Source organism: Hydrotalea sp. AMD (assembly GCF_004100315.1).
GTDB lineage: Bacteria > Bacteroidota > Bacteroidia > Chitinophagales > Chitinophagaceae > Hydrotalea > Hydrotalea flava.
In genome coordinates this window covers 86,542-104,907 of record NZ_SCKY01000010.1, presented here as the reverse complement: position 1 = coordinate 104,907, position 18,366 = coordinate 86,542, and the positions used below count along the sequence as shown (strand labels likewise).

General features: G+C 38.4%; 12 protein-coding genes. 5 read left to right on the top strand and 7 right to left on the bottom strand.

Features of this window, described 5'->3' with window-relative positions; translation table 11 throughout:
- Positions 1 to 20: 20 nt before the first annotated feature.
- The 5 genes from EO766_RS09145 to EO766_RS09125 form a co-directional block, all read right to left on the bottom strand.
- Positions 21 to 3,131, bottom strand: a complete 3,111-nt coding sequence (locus tag EO766_RS09145) for a SusC/RagA family TonB-linked outer membrane protein (protein WP_218330998.1) — start codon at positions 3,129 to 3,131, stop codon at positions 21 to 23.
- A 234-nt stretch (positions 3,132 to 3,365) separates the two neighbouring features.
- A complete protein-coding gene (locus EO766_RS09140; protein WP_141676791.1) occupies positions 3,366 to 4,301 on the bottom strand; it encodes a hypothetical protein in 936 nt (311 codons plus the stop codon).
- An 18-nt stretch (positions 4,302 to 4,319) separates the two neighbouring features.
- Positions 4,320 to 6,041, bottom strand: a complete 1,722-nt coding sequence (locus EO766_RS09135) for a SusD/RagB family nutrient-binding outer membrane lipoprotein (RefSeq protein WP_074418333.1) — start codon at positions 6,039 to 6,041, stop codon at positions 4,320 to 4,322.
- A gap of 23 nt (positions 6,042 to 6,064) precedes the next feature.
- On the bottom strand, positions 6,065 to 8,785 hold the full coding sequence (locus tag EO766_RS09130; protein WP_081300500.1) for a SusC/RagA family TonB-linked outer membrane protein: 2,721 nt from the start codon (positions 8,783 to 8,785) through the stop codon (positions 6,065 to 6,067).
- 2 nt (positions 8,786 to 8,787) lie between these two features.
- Positions 8,788 to 9,240 (bottom strand): carboxypeptidase-like regulatory domain-containing protein, encoded by a 453-nt coding sequence (locus tag EO766_RS09125; protein WP_143439433.1) that lies wholly within the window; start codon positions 9,238 to 9,240, stop codon positions 8,788 to 8,790.
- 664 nt (positions 9,241 to 9,904) lie between these two features.
- On the opposite strand from EO766_RS09125, the gene radA reads away from it, so the two are divergent.
- The 5 genes from radA (at position 9,905) to EO766_RS09100 (ending at position 15,567) form a co-directional block, all read left to right on the top strand.
- Complete coding sequence (gene radA / locus EO766_RS09120) at positions 9,905 to 11,275, top strand: DNA repair protein RadA (RefSeq protein WP_074418348.1); 1,371 nt, start codon at positions 9,905 to 9,907, stop codon at positions 11,273 to 11,275.
- Positions 11,276 to 11,480: 205 nt separating this feature from the next.
- Positions 11,481 to 12,062: a ComF family protein gene (locus EO766_RS09115; protein WP_176713009.1), complete on the top strand. Its 582-nt coding sequence runs from the start codon at positions 11,481 to 11,483 to the stop codon at positions 12,060 to 12,062.
- A 98-nt stretch (positions 12,063 to 12,160) separates the two neighbouring features.
- A complete protein-coding gene (locus tag EO766_RS09110) occupies positions 12,161 to 12,697 on the top strand; it encodes a glutathione peroxidase (RefSeq protein ID WP_074420335.1) in 537 nt (178 codons plus the stop codon).
- 69 nt (positions 12,698 to 12,766) lie between these two features.
- Positions 12,767 to 13,969 (top strand): DNA polymerase III subunit, encoded by a 1,203-nt coding sequence (locus EO766_RS09105; RefSeq protein WP_074418350.1) that lies wholly within the window; start codon positions 12,767 to 12,769, stop codon positions 13,967 to 13,969.
- 308 nt (positions 13,970 to 14,277) lie between these two features.
- Positions 14,278 to 15,567 carry a PSP1 domain-containing protein gene (locus tag EO766_RS09100; RefSeq protein ID WP_081301319.1) on the top strand — a complete coding sequence of 430 codons (1,290 nt, stop codon included), beginning with the start codon at positions 14,278 to 14,280 and terminating at the stop codon, positions 15,565 to 15,567.
- A gap of 402 nt (positions 15,568 to 15,969) precedes the next feature.
- Here the strand turns inward: EO766_RS09100 and EO766_RS09095 are convergent, their stop codons facing one another.
- Both EO766_RS09095 and EO766_RS09090 read right to left on the bottom strand, forming a co-directional pair.
- Positions 15,970 to 17,790 carry a M43 family zinc metalloprotease gene (locus EO766_RS09095; RefSeq protein ID WP_141676795.1) on the bottom strand — a complete coding sequence of 607 codons (1,821 nt, stop codon included), beginning with the start codon at positions 17,788 to 17,790 and terminating at the stop codon, positions 15,970 to 15,972.
- Position 17,791: 1 nt separating this feature from the next.
- Positions 17,792 to 18,268 carry a hypothetical protein gene (locus tag EO766_RS09090; protein ID WP_074418352.1) on the bottom strand — a complete coding sequence of 159 codons (477 nt, stop codon included), beginning with the start codon at positions 18,266 to 18,268 and terminating at the stop codon, positions 17,792 to 17,794.
- Positions 18,269 to 18,366 lie beyond the last annotated feature (98 nt).

Genomic DNA, 18,366 nt, shown 5'->3' with positions numbered 1-18,366 from the left:
AAAAATAAATTTACATTATATTACAACCCAATATTTACACCAAAAACAATGGTTTTTAATTGTGGAGCAGAGTAAAAATCTACACCCTGGGTAATGTTACTTGCCAAAAAGTCGGCAGTAACTTCCGGATCCCAACCTTTGTATTTGGTAATGGTAAATAAGTTTTGCGCACGGAGGTATACCCTTAGACTTTCCAATTTAATTTTTCTAATCAGGTTAGCAGGTAAATTATAACCTAAAGTCACCGCTTTCACTCTTAAATAGGAACCATCTGAAATATAGCGGCTGGAAGGATTGGTACCATTGGCGTAAAATAATCTGGCCTCCGGCACCATCGTTTTATCACCGGGTTTTTTCCAGGCAGCTAATTGGTCAATTGTTTGGTTATCAAAGCCATTACTACCACTGGCTGACATGTATTGCCCGCCACCATTATAAATATTATTGCCGTACACTCCTTGCAATAAAATATCTAAATCAACACCTTTAAAGGTAAAAGTGTTGCCAAAGCCATAAATGAATTTAGGAATTGGGCTGCCTATCACTACATCCTGGGCAGCATTATAATCATTGGTAGTGCTCCTGTCTCTGGTGCCATCAGCCTTCAAAGTATTTTTAATGTATAATGCATCACCGTTAGCAGGATCTGCACCAGCAAATTCTCTGGCTACAAATACGCCCAGTGGTTGGCCCTCCATTGCTTTATTTACATCTGTACCCAATAACTGGCCCCCAAGATTAATTACTTTGTTTTTGTTAGCACCAAAATTCAGAGAGCTTGTCCATCTGAAATTTTTATTGGAAATATTGGTAGTATTAATGGTAAATTCTATACCGTTATTTTTCAGTCGGCCAATATTTTTTAATTGCGTAGCAAAACCACTGGTGCCGGGTATTTCCTGATTCAATAATAAATCGCGGGTATCGCGGTTGTAATAATCAATTTCAACGCTTACACGGTTATTGAACAAACTGGCTTCAATGCCAATATCAGTGCCATAGGTAGTTTCCCATTTTAGATCGGGATTGGCAATTTGCGTAGGATGTTGCCCCGGCTGGCCACCATAAGGTGCATTTCCTGAATACAAACCTCTTGCAGCAAAATCGGGAATACGATCGTTACCATTACCGGCATAACCGGCTTTAATTTTCAAAAAGCTCAACCAGCTTACATCTTTTAAGAAATCTTCTTCCGTTAATACCCATCCTGCAGATGCGCCTAAGAATAAACCATACCGGTTATTGGCACCAAAACGAGACGAACCATCATAACGGCCTGTAACAGATAACAGATATTTATTATTGAATTTATAGTTTATCCTTGAGAAATAAGAAACCAGGGTACTAGAAGTGGAGGAAGAACTGGCGTCGGTTTTAGATGCGGCATTGATTAATTTTTTGTAGGCATCACTGGGAAACTGTTCACCATTAGCGCTGCTGAAATCGAAGGAGCGGTCGGTGTAGCTGGTACCCAAAATTACATCAACATCATGCTTCTGTTTAAAATTAGCTTTATAATTAAAATAGTTGTTGGTGGTTAAATTCAACACCTGTGTAGTACCATAAAAACCACTGCCATTGGGTACGCCATTATTTCGGGCAGTTAATCTTCCATAATAACTTTCTTCAAACTGATTCAATTGGTCAATACCAAAGTCGGTATGAAAACTTAAGTTCTTTGTTAAATTGGCAGTAGCATAAAAAGTACCAACAGTTCGGTTTACCAAAGTATTATAAAAACCATCAATAACACTTAACAATGGGTTGTAATATACCGGATAATTGGTATTGGGGGCTCCGCTATTGGGGTCTAAAGCACCACTAATTAAACCGGTACGGGGGTCAATTAATGGTGTAATGGGTGATAAAGCTACAATCTGTAAAGGGGTAGAAAAAGCATTATCATTCGATACCCTGCTGTTCATAGAACGGGCAAAAGCCAAATTTACACCTGCAGTTAACCAGTCTTTTACTTTATGTTCCAAATTGGCCCTGCCGGAATATCTTTTATAACTGTTGCGCACCAATATACCGGTTTGGTCCAAATACTGACCTGATACATAAAATTTTGTTTTTGCATCGCCACCGGAAATATTCAGGTCATATTCAGAAATGGGCGCATTTTGAAAAGCCTGATCCTGCCAGTTGGTATTTACTTTAGCAGTTTGCCAGTCATTATTACCGGCAGAGTAGCGGGTAAACCGGCTATTGACAAAATTTAAATAATCCTGTTGAGCCGCCTGAAGTGTAGAATAATAACCGGCCAGATAATCCTGATTAGCGGCACCTAATGCTGCCTGGGTAAAATAATCTACATATTGTTTTGAATTAAGAAATTCGCGTTTACCTGTTGGCTTTTGGGTTCCGGTATAATAATTAAAATCAATTCGGGAGGTACCGGCTTTCCCTTTTTTAGTGGTAATTAGCACAACACCATTAGAAGCACTGGCACCATAAATAGCTGTAGAAGAAGCATCTTTTAAAATTTGAATGGATTCAATATCATTCATATTTAAATCTGCCAATGCATTGGTAGCAGCGGTAGTACTGGAAAGGTTATCGGTAGTAATCGGAATGCCATCTACCACATACAGCGGCTCATTACCTGCTGACACAGAAGATGCACCTCTGATTTTAATATTAATGGCCTGTCCTAATTTGCCGTTTTGTTGTGATACCAATACGCCGGCAGCCCTGCCCTGCATGGCACTTTCAAAACTGGTAGCGGGAGTATTGGCTATTTCTTTAGCTGTTACTGTTGAAACAGCCCCTAATACATCTTTTTTAATTTTGGTACCATATCCAACCACCACTATTTCGTTGAGGCTTTTATCTGCCTCCGCCATTTTAATGGTAAGTGGTTGACCGGTTAAACGAACAGCCATATCGCGATAGCCTACATAACTAATTTCTAAGGTAGTAACCGATTGGGGTACTACAATTTTGAAATTTCCTTCTGCATTGGTGGTGGTAGCCTCATTGGTACCTTTTGCTTTAATAGTAACACCCGAAAGTGGTTTCCCATCTTGTTGGTCGGTAATAGTACCGATTACGGTTACGGTGGTTTGGGCCTGTACGTGCAGCATAAGCAACAATACAGCACTCATAATGAGCAACAGCTTTTTTCTCATAAATGTTGTTTTAGTTAAACGTAAATACTTGCCAGTGAAGCAAACTACAGAAAAATCTTTAAAAAAAATAAAATTGTGAAGCTTAAAAATTAAGAACGGCTGATAAAAAGTAAGAATGGTTTAATAAAAAGTGTTTATGTTGATGTGCCCACAAAAAACAGGCGGTAAGAATACCGCCCGGAATTGAATAGAAAATTAAAACACGAGAGAAAAAAACAAATATTTAAATATTTTTTACTGTTTTTGGAGAATAAGTTTGGTAGGGCCATTATCATATCCGTTTCCACCGGGACCGTCTGCTTTTAATTCCATGGTTAAAGTAATATAACCTGTACAGGAAAATACATATCCGGCTATATTTCCAGTAGAAGTTTTTGCACCGGTACCAACAGCAGTCATATTATAACCGCCGCCATAATTTCCAAAATTTGTTTTTGGAACCGAGGCAGTTCCTGAAGCGGGGTCTACATATACAATTAATGGGCTTACTACTGTTCCATAAGCTGGGTTAGGATATACCTTACTTATATTTACTTGGTTAGGCCCTGGGCCATCTGTTACCTGCACCAAGGCACCCGGATTCCAATCTGCCCAATCATCTCTTATTACTTTATAAGTACCGGCAATAGGTGCCACAAACGGACAAACCACATAAGCACTGAAAGAGAAAGCACTATGATAATAGAAACCAGTTACCAATCCACTACCACTGTTATTGCCCGTATTATTTACATCATAGGTTTTACCACTTTTGGTAGTAATTCGATTATAGAAAGTGTAATTGGCACCGGGCTGAATGGCGGATGCACCACCCATAGCAGCTGCCAGTTCTGCACCTGTTACTGTAATGGTAGTTTGAGGACTTGTATAACTAAGGGTCTTTACCTTCTTCCATTGGGTAGTATCATAAGATGTTCCTGCAACAGCAAAAACAGTAATACTGGTAATTGCTTCGCCATTGGGGTATTGGTGAACAATAACTCCAACTGTAGAATTAGATAAAGATGCATAGTTCAGATTTTGGTTAATGGTACTATCTAACACTAAATAAGACCCTACCCCAAAATTTTTATAACTGCTTAAAGGATTAATATCTCCCCCCGTTTTTTTACAGGAGTTGGTTACTGTTATTAAACAGACAACCGATAAAATATATATTAGCTTCTTCATGTTCATAAATTTAATCATTTATTTAATAAAGTTATCGGGGTTATTATCCCAAAATACTTTGTTTGCTGCATCGCCAGGTGTTTTTTGTGCCGGCGCATTTGAGTTTCTGTTTACAAAAACAGAAGGATAAAAGAACGAACGCATAAAGAAACCTGGAGAAGGTGTAGTTACAGCCAATTGCACATTAGAGGGTTTACCTGTTCTTCTTAAGTTGTTATAAGCCTCAACACCATTACCCCACAAAGCAATATAGTATTCATTCATCACTATATTCATTTGTGCATCTGCATTTGGTGCAGCATCATAGTTATTCAACACTAAATTAATGTAATTATTAATTTGTGAAGTAGTTGGAACTTGAGCTGCAGGAACACCTGTAAAACCAATAGATGCAGGAAAATTAATCACTTTATTAATAGAGGCAGTTACACCACTTTGTAATAAAGATCTGGCAGAGCCCTGTGTGGTAATACCGAGTGATAAAGCAGCCTCAGCTTCTAAAAAAGCAGTGTAAGAAGAAAGCCATATTGGATTGATTCCAGCACCCCCGGCACCCATACCTAATGAAACTGATTGAGATTGATCATAATCAAACTGTCCACCCGCAGGATAAATACCCCAGGCAGTTCTAAAACTTCCATCTGGAGGGGCTCCGCTGTTATCACCATGGTCACGTCCTAAATAACCTTTACCAACTACGCAATAGGGTGTTTGATCAGGCACACTTGGATACCATGCAGGAAAATTAGAATTACCATACAAAGAATTGCCAAAACATGGGGCGGTTTGTTGATTGGCCCAGCTATAATTGGTTACCTGACGATAAAAATAATACCTGGCTCTGGGATCTGCATTACTGCTTGCATTATTGGCAATATTAACAATACCATTATATTTTTCAGCAGTTACTGCCCAAATAAAGTAATTACTTAAATACTCACCTACACCTCCACTATTTACATAATCTATACCATAATGTTCATGCCTACTATCCGGAGCGGTTAAATTTGTTCCGTATTTAAAAACAAAATCCTGTGCCGGGGTATTAATTAAATTATTTTCAGTTAACAAAGCCTGAATTTTAGGCCCAACAGTATTATCTACCAAGCGAGCCTGCATATAGAACTTTAGCTTCAATGTTTTGGCTAATGTTAACCATTTTACAGCACTGCCATTATAAAATAAATCGCTGGCAGGTTTTGCTGTTGCTGTTTTTTGAAAATCAGCGATTGCACTATCCAAAAGCGATTGTACGGCAGTATAAATAGCTGCACCGCCATCTACTTTAGGATTGGTATTGGCAGCACCTAATACTGCTTGTGAATAAGGCACATCTCCAAAATCATCTACCAAAGTGCCATAAGTAAATGCCATTAGTGTTCTGGCAATACCGGAATGGATGTATTTTTTTTGTTGAATGGCCAAAGGCAGCATGGCGGTAGCATTCACCAGCATACTGGAATAGGCGGTTGTCCACATACCATCAAAACTGGCAGGTTGATAGGCGTTTTTATACAAAGGCCCACCCCAGTTTTGTTGTCTGCTTAATTGTGCACCATAATCAGAAGCAGTAGTCCAAAAGTTATTAAAACTTATTTCTACCTGATTTAAGTACAAGTCTACATCGGCCGTAGATAGGCCCGGATAGTTTGGATTATTTAAATTATAATCCAGCTGTTTGTTACAGGATACAAGGGTAAGAAAAATCCCCAATCCAATAAATAATTTTTTATAAGTCATTTTACGCAGTTTTAATTTAAAAATTAGAATGTTACCCTAATACTGGCTCCGTAACGACGTGCGGAAGGACCAGTTAAAAATTCCATTCCTCTTCCATTACCTACTCCCAAACCATTCACATCCGGATCAAAATGAATATACTTAGGGAAATTAGGTGCATAATACCAAAGATTACTTCCGGAAAGTGAAACTGAAATGCTACCAAAAGGTAAGTTCGTTAACAATTTTGCAGGAAGTTGGTAGGATAGAGAAGCTTCTCTTAACCTGATACAGGTTGCATCATAAATAGCAGTTTCATCAGGAGCGCCACCGGTAATGCTATTACTAAAAAATGCCTGTGTAGCTGATATCTGTATATTATTTGGCTGACCATTTGCTAAAACACCCGGTAGAATATATGGGGCTGCTCTATCAAACTGTGTATCTTTTGTTACACCGCGTCCTAACAAGGCACCTGAAGTACCAGAGTATAAATCACCTCCTGCAGTATAATCCCATTGCATTCTAAATGAAAACGCTTTATAACTTAATTCACTGATACCGGTTAATTTGTATTTAGGGTTCGGATCGCCTATAATACCAATATCATTTGCAGCAACATAGTTTCCATCAACACCAACTAAACGCTGTTTTGTTTTGGGATCCCTTTGTATGTATGATCCCATAATAACCCCTAAAGGTTGCCCGTTTATGGCAAATGTTCCCTGGTTTGAATAACCGGAAGTATTGATTCTGGTGATATAGCTGGGCAAATCACTCACATTGCTTCTGTTCAATGACCACAAACCATCTAAGTGCCATTTCCATTTTTTACCTCTAATAACATCATAACCCAAAGCCATTTCTATTCCCTTATTGGTTACAGTACCTGCATTAATTTGTTGGAACGTATAACCGGTTGAAGGGTCTAAAAATCTATTTAAGATTTGATTATTAGCTACTCTTCTATAAAATGAGAGGTCTAATGTTAGTCGGTTATCAATAAATCTGCCCTCAATACCGGCCTCTGCTTCTTTTAATAACTCAGGTTTTAAATCCGGATTGGGCAATTGCGTTTGTAATGAATTCACATTAATTGCAGTTCCACCCCCTGTAATAAATGAACGTGTACCAATATTTAAAGAAGGTCTGGTGCTATACGGATCAGGGAAATTAGCACTGGTTGAATAACCTAACCTAAACTTTAAATAATTAATTTGCTTATTGCCTTGCAGCCAATTGATTACGCTGGTAGGGATAAAAGATACACCCACATTTGGATAAAATAAACTACGATTGCTTTTTTCAACAGTAGAGGCCCAGTCGTTCCTGCCTCCAAAGTTTAAAAATGCATAATCTTTATATCCTAACTGCCCTTGTGCAAAAGCACCCATCAATAGTTTTTCTGTATTATAGTTTAAAGGAGCACCTGCTTCACTATTGATATCATGAGTAATAAAGTTGCCGTGGTTCATTAATCCATAAACCAGTTGCTGTGTGCTCGTCATCCCGGTCTGCGAAAAATTATACTTTCTGGCATTGAAACCCGCATCTAAGTTTAAGTTGAAGTTGCTGTTGAGGTTTCTGTTAAAATTCAACAATACAGTATGATCCATAATTGTATTCAATGCAGTAGAGGTGCGTAGTATACCGGTTGGGGTAAAAATACCCCCTTTGTTTTGCGCATACATTTGAGATTCGGTATAATTATCTATACCAACATGATAAGATAAATTAATACCCTTCGCCAAATCCAACCCAATACGCATTTGGCCAAATACACGGCTCACTTTGTCATCTGTAAATGAATTGTATAAAGTCCATCTGGGGTTTTGAATATCATTACTTCCCCTATAATATACAGAAGAGTGGTCAAAAGGATTTTCGTAAGGTAATCCCATTAAATCTACAGCCGTAGGGGTATACATTACGTTACCGAAAATAGATGTATTGGCAGGGTTGTTACCATAACTATTACTGGTGGGCGGTGATTTCACATCATCAGACACATAATTCAAAGTACCACTAATGGTTAAATTATTTGTCAATTTTGCACTACCCCCCACACCAAACGTATTTTTAAACATACTATTCATTGGAATATATCCGGCATCACCAGTATAACCATAGTTCATATTATAGTTTAATTTACCGGAAGTGCCTGAAACATTAATTGAGGTGGTACTTGTATTTCCTGTTTGAAAGAAATTGTGCACACTATTGTAAAATTTGTATAAATAAGGTGCACCTGCAAATTGAGGAAATACATTTGCAAGGGCGGCTCTGTCATAAGGATGCTTTACAACAGCAGGTGGATTGGTAAATTTAGCCCCCCAATTACTAAAGAATGCAATACCTAAACTTAAATCAAAACCACCGCCATATTGCGTATTATAATCTGGTAATACAGCTTTGGTTTGAAAAAAAGATTGCGAAACTGTAACTTCCTGTTTTTTATGAACTGTGCCGGTTGAACCATTTTTTGTAGTTACTAATATTACACCATTTCTACCGGCAGAACCATATAACGTAGTAGCACTTAACCCTTTCAATATGCTAATGCTGGCAATGTTATTGGGATCTAAATCTAAAAACCTGCTGGAGGTTTGGTTACCATAGGTGAAATTAGTAGATTGATTATTGGTGCCTCCATCAAATGGTACTCCATCAACTACCCATAAAGGCTGTGAGTTGCCGGTAATAGTACTAATACCACGTATATTAATGTTTGTTCCACTACCACTTAAGCCACTGGTACTGACTATACTTAACTTACACCAGGTGCCTTTCCGTTTAACACCCTGGCGATATCCCCCTCGGGCCTTGCTTCTAAATCTTTACTGCCCACAGTAGAAACCGCATAACCCAGCGCTTTCTTTTCTCTTTTAATACCTAAGGCAGTTACTACCACTTCGCTTAAATCTTCATTCTCAGGAACCAATGTAATGTTTAAATTTTCATTGGCCCGAACGGTCATTTCGCGTTTGGCAAAACCCACACTTGAAATTTGAATAACTGAACCTTCTTTAAGGTTTAGTTTAAATTTTCCATCAGCATCGGTAGAGGTACCTTGCTTTGTTTTTTTGTCTACAATAGAGGCACCATCTATCGGCTTGCCTTTATCGTCTGTTACTTTACCCGAAATTGTTACTGTTTGGGCATGTACACCTGCAAAAAGTAGCAAGAGGGCAGAAAAAACCATCAATAGTTTTTTTCTCATGTTGCGGTAGTTTTGGTGAATTAATCCGTTTATCACGTTATATGACCACTCAAATTAAGATTTAGCTGTTTAGAAAACAAAAAATATTTAACAATTTTTTAAAAAAATTAATTATCATTTTTTTTTGCGTGTAATTGCACTGTTATTTATATAGTTATAAATAATATTTTTTTAACATTTAAGTTATTTTAATTTTATCCTTAAAAAGTCATATTGTCATATTATTTTTCAAATCTATGCCATTTAGGCTACTTTGAGTAAGTTGATTCGGATGTGGGTATTTTTTACCCCATTTCATCAAAAAATATTTTGCCATCTGCCTCATTATTGTAATTTAGTGGTGGAATTTAATGGGTTAGTAAGTAAAGGGGTCGGCTTATCAGCTGGCCCTTTTGCGTGAATAATACCCTACACCTAACACATACAGCTATCCCCGCTATCGGAAAATTTATATGTACTTTTAATGAAAAACCCATTGAGTTGTGTTGATATACGTTCTTTGTTTTTCTCGGGTTTCCTTTTGCATGATTCTATGATGCATAGATACATGCAGCCTATCCTGCCATTTTGATACATCTGTTTATGTATATACAATATCAAAAATTAATACATACCTACTGTTCACAAAATATATATTCGGTAATTGCCTTGTAACTTTGAGGCTATGAGTAAAATTAAAACTGCTTTCTTTTGCAGCAACTGTGGTTATGAAAGTGCAAAGTGGTTGGGCAAATGCCCGGCATGCCATACATGGAATACTTTTATTGAAGAAGTAATTGATAAAGGCAATAACAAAGAACAAAGCCGGAACAACTATGGCATGCTACAAAAGAACAACAAGGCCATAGCGTTAGAAGCAGTTACCCATAACGAAACACAAAGAATGATTACCCCGGATGCTGAACTGAATCGCGTACTGGGTGGCGGTATTGTGGCCGGAAGTATTGTGTTAGTGGCAGGCGAACCGGGTATTGGTAAAAGCACTTTATTTTTGCAAATTGGTTTGGCATTACAATCATTAACCGTACTGTATATTAGTGGCGAAGAAAGTGAACAACAAATTAAAATGCGTGCCAACAGAATTCAGGCAAAGCATCCTTCCTTTTATTTATTAACAGAAACTACTACACAATCCATCTTCAACGAAATAAAAAAATTACAACCTCAATTAGTAATTGTTGACTCTATTCAAACATTACAATCTAATTTAATTGATTCCGGAGCCGGCAGCATTTCGCAAATACGCGAATGTGCAGCTGAATTTCAACGCTTTGCCAAAGAAACCAATACACCCGTTTTTTTAATTGGCCATATTACCAAAGATGGCACCATTGCCGGGCCTAAAATTTTAGAACACATGGTGGATACCGTGTTACAATTTGAAGGCGACAGACACTATACCTACCGCATTTTACGTACCCTTAAAAACAGATTTGGCAGTACCGCCGAATTAGGTATTTATGAAATGACCGGCGAAGGCATGAAAGAAGTAACCAACCCTTCTGAAATTTTATTAACCCAACGCGAAAATGAATTAAGCGGCAGCGCCATTGCTGCTACTGTGGAAGGTATTAGGCCTTTATTAATTGAAGTGCAGGCACTCGTTACACAAAGTGTATACGGTACCCCGCAAAGAACCGTTAGCGGATTTGATTTAAGAAGATTGCAACTGCTGTTAGCCGTATTAGAAAAACGAGGTGGCTTTTTATTGGGTACTAAAGATGTGTTTATTAATATTGCCGGCGGTTTAAAAATAGAAGATCCATCTATTGATTTAGCCATAATGGCGGCATTACTTTCTTCTTATGAAGATATAGCCTTACCACCGCATATTTGCTTTGCCGGCGAAGTGGGTTTAAATGGCGAAATAAGGGCCGTGAACAGAATTGAACAACGTATTGCCGAAGCTGAAAAATTAGGATTTGAAAAAATATTTGTATCCCGCTATAATAAAAAAGGGATTCAACCGGCAAAATACCGCATTGAAATTATTGCCCTGGGCGAAGTACAGGAACTGTACCAACGTTTGTTTTAAATAGAAAAAATAAAATTTACCAGGCACTGTTGAAAAAAAATAAATACATGATACATTGTATGTGTTTTGTTTTTATTTTTAAAGCATGATGGTATCCCTGAAAAATTATTGGCAACATTTTTCCCGGCTTTTCTTTCCACACCTTTGTGAAGGTTGTGGTACCGATATATTGCCTACTCATGCAATGCTTTGCACCCGGTGTTGTATGCAATTACCTGCTACCGGATTTTTTACCACAGCCGATAATCCGGTGGAACAGTCTTTTTATGGCAGGGTACCCATTGCTGCCGGTGCTGCCGCCTTTTATTTTACCAAGCACTCGCTGTTACAGCACTTATTGTTTCAATTAAAATACAATGGCCACCAAAAAATGGGCATTTGGTTGGGGCAGCAGGTAGGCCATCAAATAGCTGCCGGTAATCGTTTTAAGCCTATCGATATAATTGTTCCTTTACCCCTGCATCCCAAAAAAGAACAATTAAGGGGCTACAACCAGGCTGCCTGTATTGCGCAGGGCATTAGTACTGTTATAAATAAACCATTAGTATGCCATGCACTTTCCAGAGCCCGGTATACCCAAACACAAACCAAAAAAAACAGAGCAGCGCGATGGGAAAATATGGAAGATGCATTTACCGTATTATTTCCGCAACTATTACAACACCAACATGTTTTATTAGTAGATGATGTAATTACCACCGGCGCTACATTAGAGGCCTGCACCACTGCATTATTAGCGGTTCCGGTTGCCTCCGTTCACATTGCTACGGTGGCTTATACAATTTAATGGCCTTTATTCAAAAATTAAACTTTATTCCCCATCATTTGTTACTACCTTCAAATATTAAAACCGCATATTACCATCACACCAAAAAAATAAAGCACATGAAGTATTTCTTAACCATTGTAACCATCGTTGCATTAACCTCATTTACTACCATGAAAAGCAGCAACACCATTTATCAATTTAAAGTGCCTTCCATTAATGCAGGTACCATTGAGTTTGCCAAATATGAAGGTAAAAAAATTTTAGTGGTAAACACCGCCTCTAAATGTGGATTTACCCCACAATATGAGGCATTGGAAAAATTGTACGAAAAATACAAGGATAAATTAGTGATTGTAGGCTTCCCCTGCAATCAGTTTGGCGGCCAGGAACCCGGCAGCAGTACTGAAATTGTTCAATTCTGCAAAAAAAATTACGGCGTTACTTTTCCATTAGCTGAAAAAATTGATGTAAAAGGCCCCAATATTTCGCCTGTGTACAAATGGTTGTGCAATAAATCTGAAAACGGCGTATTGGATGCCACCATTACCTGGAACTTCAATAAGTTTTTAATTGATGAACATGGTAAATTATTGGCTTATTTCCCCAGCACCGTTACACCCGATAGTCCCGAAATTTTGAAGTACCTGAATTAAATAGGTGCATAAAGATTTTTTGAGAAGGAAGATGTTTATATCACATCTTCCTTTTATTTTGTACCCATCATGGAATTGAAAGAAGTAATTGGACAAGCCGCATTGAAACAGCAATTAGTAGCCATGGTACAGCAAAACCGCCTGGGACATGCTTTATTGTTGATAGGGAAAGAAGGCAGTGGCGCCTTACCGCTGGCTATTGCTTTTGCCCAATGGATGGTTTGCCAACCGGGTAAACATACTTCCCCTCCGGCTCCTGCACTTTTTGGAGAGGAAACATCCGCTAATAACAAAATAGATTTTATTAGTCCGGAAACCATTAGCCAAATGCCCAATTTTGCCCGGGCACTTCAATTCATGCATCCCGATTTACACTTTTCCTATCCCGTTATTCCCAAAAAAAGTGGCGATAAACCCGTAAGTACCGATTATTTTAAGGAATGGAAAGAATTTATACAGCAATACCCTTACGGCAATGTGTACGACTGGCTGCAATTTATTGGGGCGGAGAATAAACAGGGCAATATTACTGCAGAAGAGTGTAACGATATTATGCGCAAGCTAAACTTAAAAAGTTTTGAAAGCGCATATAAAATTTTGATACTATGGATGCCCGAATATTTGGGCAAAGAAGGCAATAAACTGCTAAAACTGATTGAGGAACCCCCTCCCAATACCCTGTTTATATTAGTAGCAGAACAAGAAGAAGGAGTTTTACCCACCTTAGTAAGCCGTTGCCAGGTAATACGAGTGCCCATGATAGAAAAGCAGGATATTGAAACTGCTTTAATAGAAAGAGCACATCTGCCAGCGCATACTGCTGCACAAATTGCCGGGGTTTGTGGGGGCAATTACCGGGAAGCACTGCAAATGATACAGGATACCTCCTCCGACTGGCAAAGCCTGTTGCGGGAATGGTTAAATGCTACCCTAAAGGCCGGACCGGCCGCACAACTGAAGTTTATTGATGAGATGGCAAAAGCAGGCAGGGAAAAACAAAAGCAATTTTTACGCTATTTCATTCATTTATTAGAACAAAGTCTGCATATTCGGCTATTAGGCATTGAATCGGCTAACTGCCTGCCCGCTGAAAGCGATTTTGCCCAGCGCCTCAATAAAATTGCCTCCGTTACCCAACAACAGGCTATTGTAGAGGAGTTAGACAATGCTATTTATTATATTGAGCGCAATGCCAATGCCAAAATGTTGTTCATGGCCCTCACCATAAAACTGCAATACATTATACAAAACAAAGTAACCCTACATGTTTAAACACTATTGGCAATAAATTCCCTATTTTTGAATTTGTAGAAAATGGAGTGAAGGGTTGTGCCCCAATAATCTGTTACAGGATGTACAGGGCTAAAACGGAATATGTACCTGATGCAATTGATGTATCCATATATTTTTCAAAAGCATACACTATGTTATGGAAGGCCATAGCTCACTTCTGTTCTGAACGTTGAAGGGAGTGACACAACAGGCGCCGAACAAGGTACTACTGCCCGCAACATACCCTACTATCGCTACTTTCTACATTGGCATTTACAATTTAATTGAACCATTAAACTTTAGATACAATGGGATGTGGATCATGCGGCACCAAAAAACCGGGCGGATGCAAAAGCAATGGCGGATGCAGTACCGGCGGTTGTAACCGGTTGAATGTACACGACTGGCTGTGCAATTTACCCCTTACCGACCCCGAAAGCAATTGTAAAGTAGCAGAGGTGAGTTTTAAACAAGGCAGTAGAAAAGAATTTTTTAGAAATACCACCTTACAATATTTTGAAAAAGGTGATTATGTTACTTTAGAAGGTGTTTCGGGTTTTGATGTAGGGGAAGTGAGCCTTACCGGCGAATTGGTGCGCTTGCAAATGAAGAAAAAAGGGGTGGATGAATTTAACCCTGAAATGAAAAAAATATTACGCCGCAGTACCGACCGCGATTTGGAAAGCTTTTTCATTAGCAAAGACCGTGAACCCGGTGTGCAGGCACGCAGCCGTGAATTGGCCCGCCAGTTGAATTTACAAATGAAGTTGAGTGAAGTGGAAATCCAGGCCGATGGCAAAAAAGCTACTTTTTATTATACCGCTGAAGACAGGGTTGACTTTAGAGAATTGATTAAATTATTTGCCGCTGAATTTAAGCTAAAGGTTGAAATGCGGCAGATTGGCATAAGGCAGGAAGCAGCCAAAGTAGGCGGCATTGGCAGTTGCGGCCGCGAACTGTGTTGCAGCACCTGGTTACAGGATTTTAAAAGTGTAAACACTACGGCAGCACGTTACCAAAACCTATCCATTAATCAAACCAAATTAAGCGGGCAATGCGGCCGTTTAAAATGTTGTTTGAATTATGAGTTAGATACCTATTTAGATGCCTTACAACATTTTCCCGACAATGCCGATATGTTGCAAACCACCAAAGGCAATGCTTTCTTAATTAAGAAAGATATTTTTAAAAATTTGATGTGGTACCTGATGGAGGGTGGCAGCAAGCACTATCCGTTAACCATTGAACGGGTGAAAGAAATTAAACGGATGAATGCCCAAAACATGCGTCCGGATGACTTGGAACCGGTAGATGTGGTGAGCGGTAAACCCAAATTAATTGAACCACAGTTTGTAGATGTGGTAGGACAAATTACTCTGAAGAGTTTAGAAAAAAACAACAAGCGCAATAAACCCGAGCAACGCCGCGATAGCCGCAACAAAGAGCAGCACCCCCTGAATAACAACGATAACAGAAACCGAAACAATTCAAACCGGCCTGATAACCGTAACCGGCCACAACAGCAAAGCAGGCCCGTTAGTAAACCCAATGCACCCAGCGGAAGGGACAGTAAAGATCAGCCATCTGGCGAGCAGTAAGTGTACTTGTAACAATACACTTATTTTATTACGATGGCTGCTCATTTATCAACAGATATTCCTGTAATTCAATATTGCAATGAATTTGAGATTTGGGAAATGTGGAGCCTGAACTTCTGCCCGAGTATTTAAATGGTTGATTCAGCAAATGCCGCTGCCTAATTTTATTGTTCTGCCAAAACTAAAGCTGTGAGCCAGTTACTGACAATATTGGTTAATTTAACTCCAACTTTTTTGGTAAAGCGAAGGTACCAGTGAGCTCTTTTTCTTTTCACTGAAAGAGGTATCCACAAAAAATATTGCAACCCTTTTTTTCTTGGTATCAGATTGCTGTGTTTTGAAGTTTATGCATTTATTAAAGCCGGCATTTTGCGCTTAAAATAGTTTTTTCAGAATGGCTTATCAATTTTTAATAATTTTTTTGCTCCACCATTTTATACCGTCAAATACCTGTATAAAGTAAATATCAGCTCGTAAATCTGAAATATTTATTTTTTGTGAATGACCATTAACTGTGTTCCTGAACACTCTTTTCAAATTACCTGATTTGTCTATTATTCGAATTGCTTTTATGGAGTTCGCTTTATTCTTTGTACTAATATTGATATCACCATTGGTTGGATTAGGACTCAAAGAAGCAAAATTTTCAAATCCGCCACAAATTGTAATTCTTATTGGCAATATTTGTATGCCCCCTAAACCACAGGCATTTCCTGGCCGGGCAAAAATTTCTATATCGCCGGTTTCAGTGAAGGTAAAATCCTGTTGCTCAGAGCCGAATTCATTTACTACAATTGTATTGGCAGATCCATTGGGGTTGGTAATATATCCCCATTGATAGAAAGGAACATCAGGAATATTTACGGGGTCAATTCTAAATAAATTACCATCGGAACGGGCACAATAAGTTTGTCCGGAATAATAAGGAACAACATTGAAATTTACATTGGGAGCGCCAACCGTTATTGTTTTAGAGTCGGTATATCCACCGGCAGTTGCTGTTACTATGGCAGTGCCAGCATATTGACCTTGAAGTGTTACCATATTTGTTCCTTGCCCAGATATAATTATTGCCGCCCCGGAAATACTCCAGGTTATGGGTAAACAAAGAGGATTGATAGCTGCTATGGTGATAGTGTTGTTTACACAAGCCACGTTAGCACTATTTTCATTAATTCTAAAGTAGTTATTGATAAATGCCGCTCTCGGCCCACCTTGTGCAAAAACCGCTCTTGCTCGTAAACTTTGCCCCCTTGTATAAATATTCTGGCATCCATTATTAGTATAGTCCATATAGTTCATAAACATATCACCATTGGGGCCATTATTGCAAGTTACATTTGGAAATCCCGGACATCCTCTATTGGGTGCTGCTTGTGGAGGTGTATCATCTACAAAGTCGTTTCCACAGTAAGCATCACCCCAAATATGCCTAAGATTCAGCCAATGTCCTATTTCATGAACACATACCCTGCCTTGGTTTAAACCAGCCTGCAAAGTTCCAACTCTTCCAAAGGCATTAAAGAGCATAACCACTCCGTCGGTATTCGGCTTTACAGAATAGTCAAATGGGAATTGCCCATAGCCAATTAAACCGCCTCCCATATCACAAACCCAAATATTGAGATATCTATCAGTAGGCCAGGCATCTCTGCCACCTTGTGCTGTAAACTTAATTCTTGCAGCCAGTTCATTTATACTACCATCATCTGTATTTAAACTACTCAGCGGCTGAAATTGATTAACGCCTGCAAATGTTCTTGTTATTCCATTTGTGGGGTTACCATTAGGGTCAATGCAAGCCAATCGAAATTCAAAATTTGGGTCGCCGGCAACTGGCTGAAAAGCTGAAGGAGTATTAATTCTGTCCGCATTTAGCCTTCGGAAATCCTCATTCAAGACATCAATCTGAGATAGAATTTGCGCATCACTAATATTTCTTCCCGTTCCTACCTGCTCCCCTCTGTGAAGTATGTGCACCACTACTGGAATTATAATCGTAGAATTTGGTTGGATTAATCTTGCATTGTTAGTGCCGTTATTTACAGAATTGATATAATTCTGAGTATGCTGTTCTAATGCCATTATTCTTTGGTAACGGGCAGGATTATTTTGCTGAATTAACGGCAAATTAATTTCTGATGCACAAGTTGTCTGGCTATATGCATTAAAGCCTAACATACTAAAAAGGAGAAATACTCCTATAAGTTTAAAAAAATTCATATTATTTGTTTTTGGCCCATTTTTCTATACCCTTAAAGCTTGATAATATCTGAAAGTTTAATGTTAATGTATCATTACAAATCTTATAGTGAACATAGTTGCTTCTTTGGCCGGTATTGTAATCTTTAAAAACCAAAACATTTGTCGTATCATCAGGATAGTTTGTTATTGCTCTTTCAATAGTAAATTCATAACTATACTTCTGTTTAAAAGTATAGTTCTTGAAATATTCAAGAACTGAATTACTCGCAAACATCTGTCGTGTATATCCTTCAGACTGTGGTGTTTTTAAAATTAATTGCCCTGTTAATTGTTCTCTATAAAGTTCTGATACCCATGTCCACTTGCCAATGATTAATTCCCTTGAAATGTTTATATCATTTGTCGGATTGTTACATGTGATATTGTAATGAATTTTATTTTTTCTACAAGCAATGATGAGTACCGGAAAAATGATTATGATTAAAAAATATTTCATATTTTGTTATGTTATTTCACAATAATGTTACTGAAATATTAATTGGTATTTAGGTTGTACAAAGCGGGGCTTTATACGCTCAATAATTCATGGTTTTT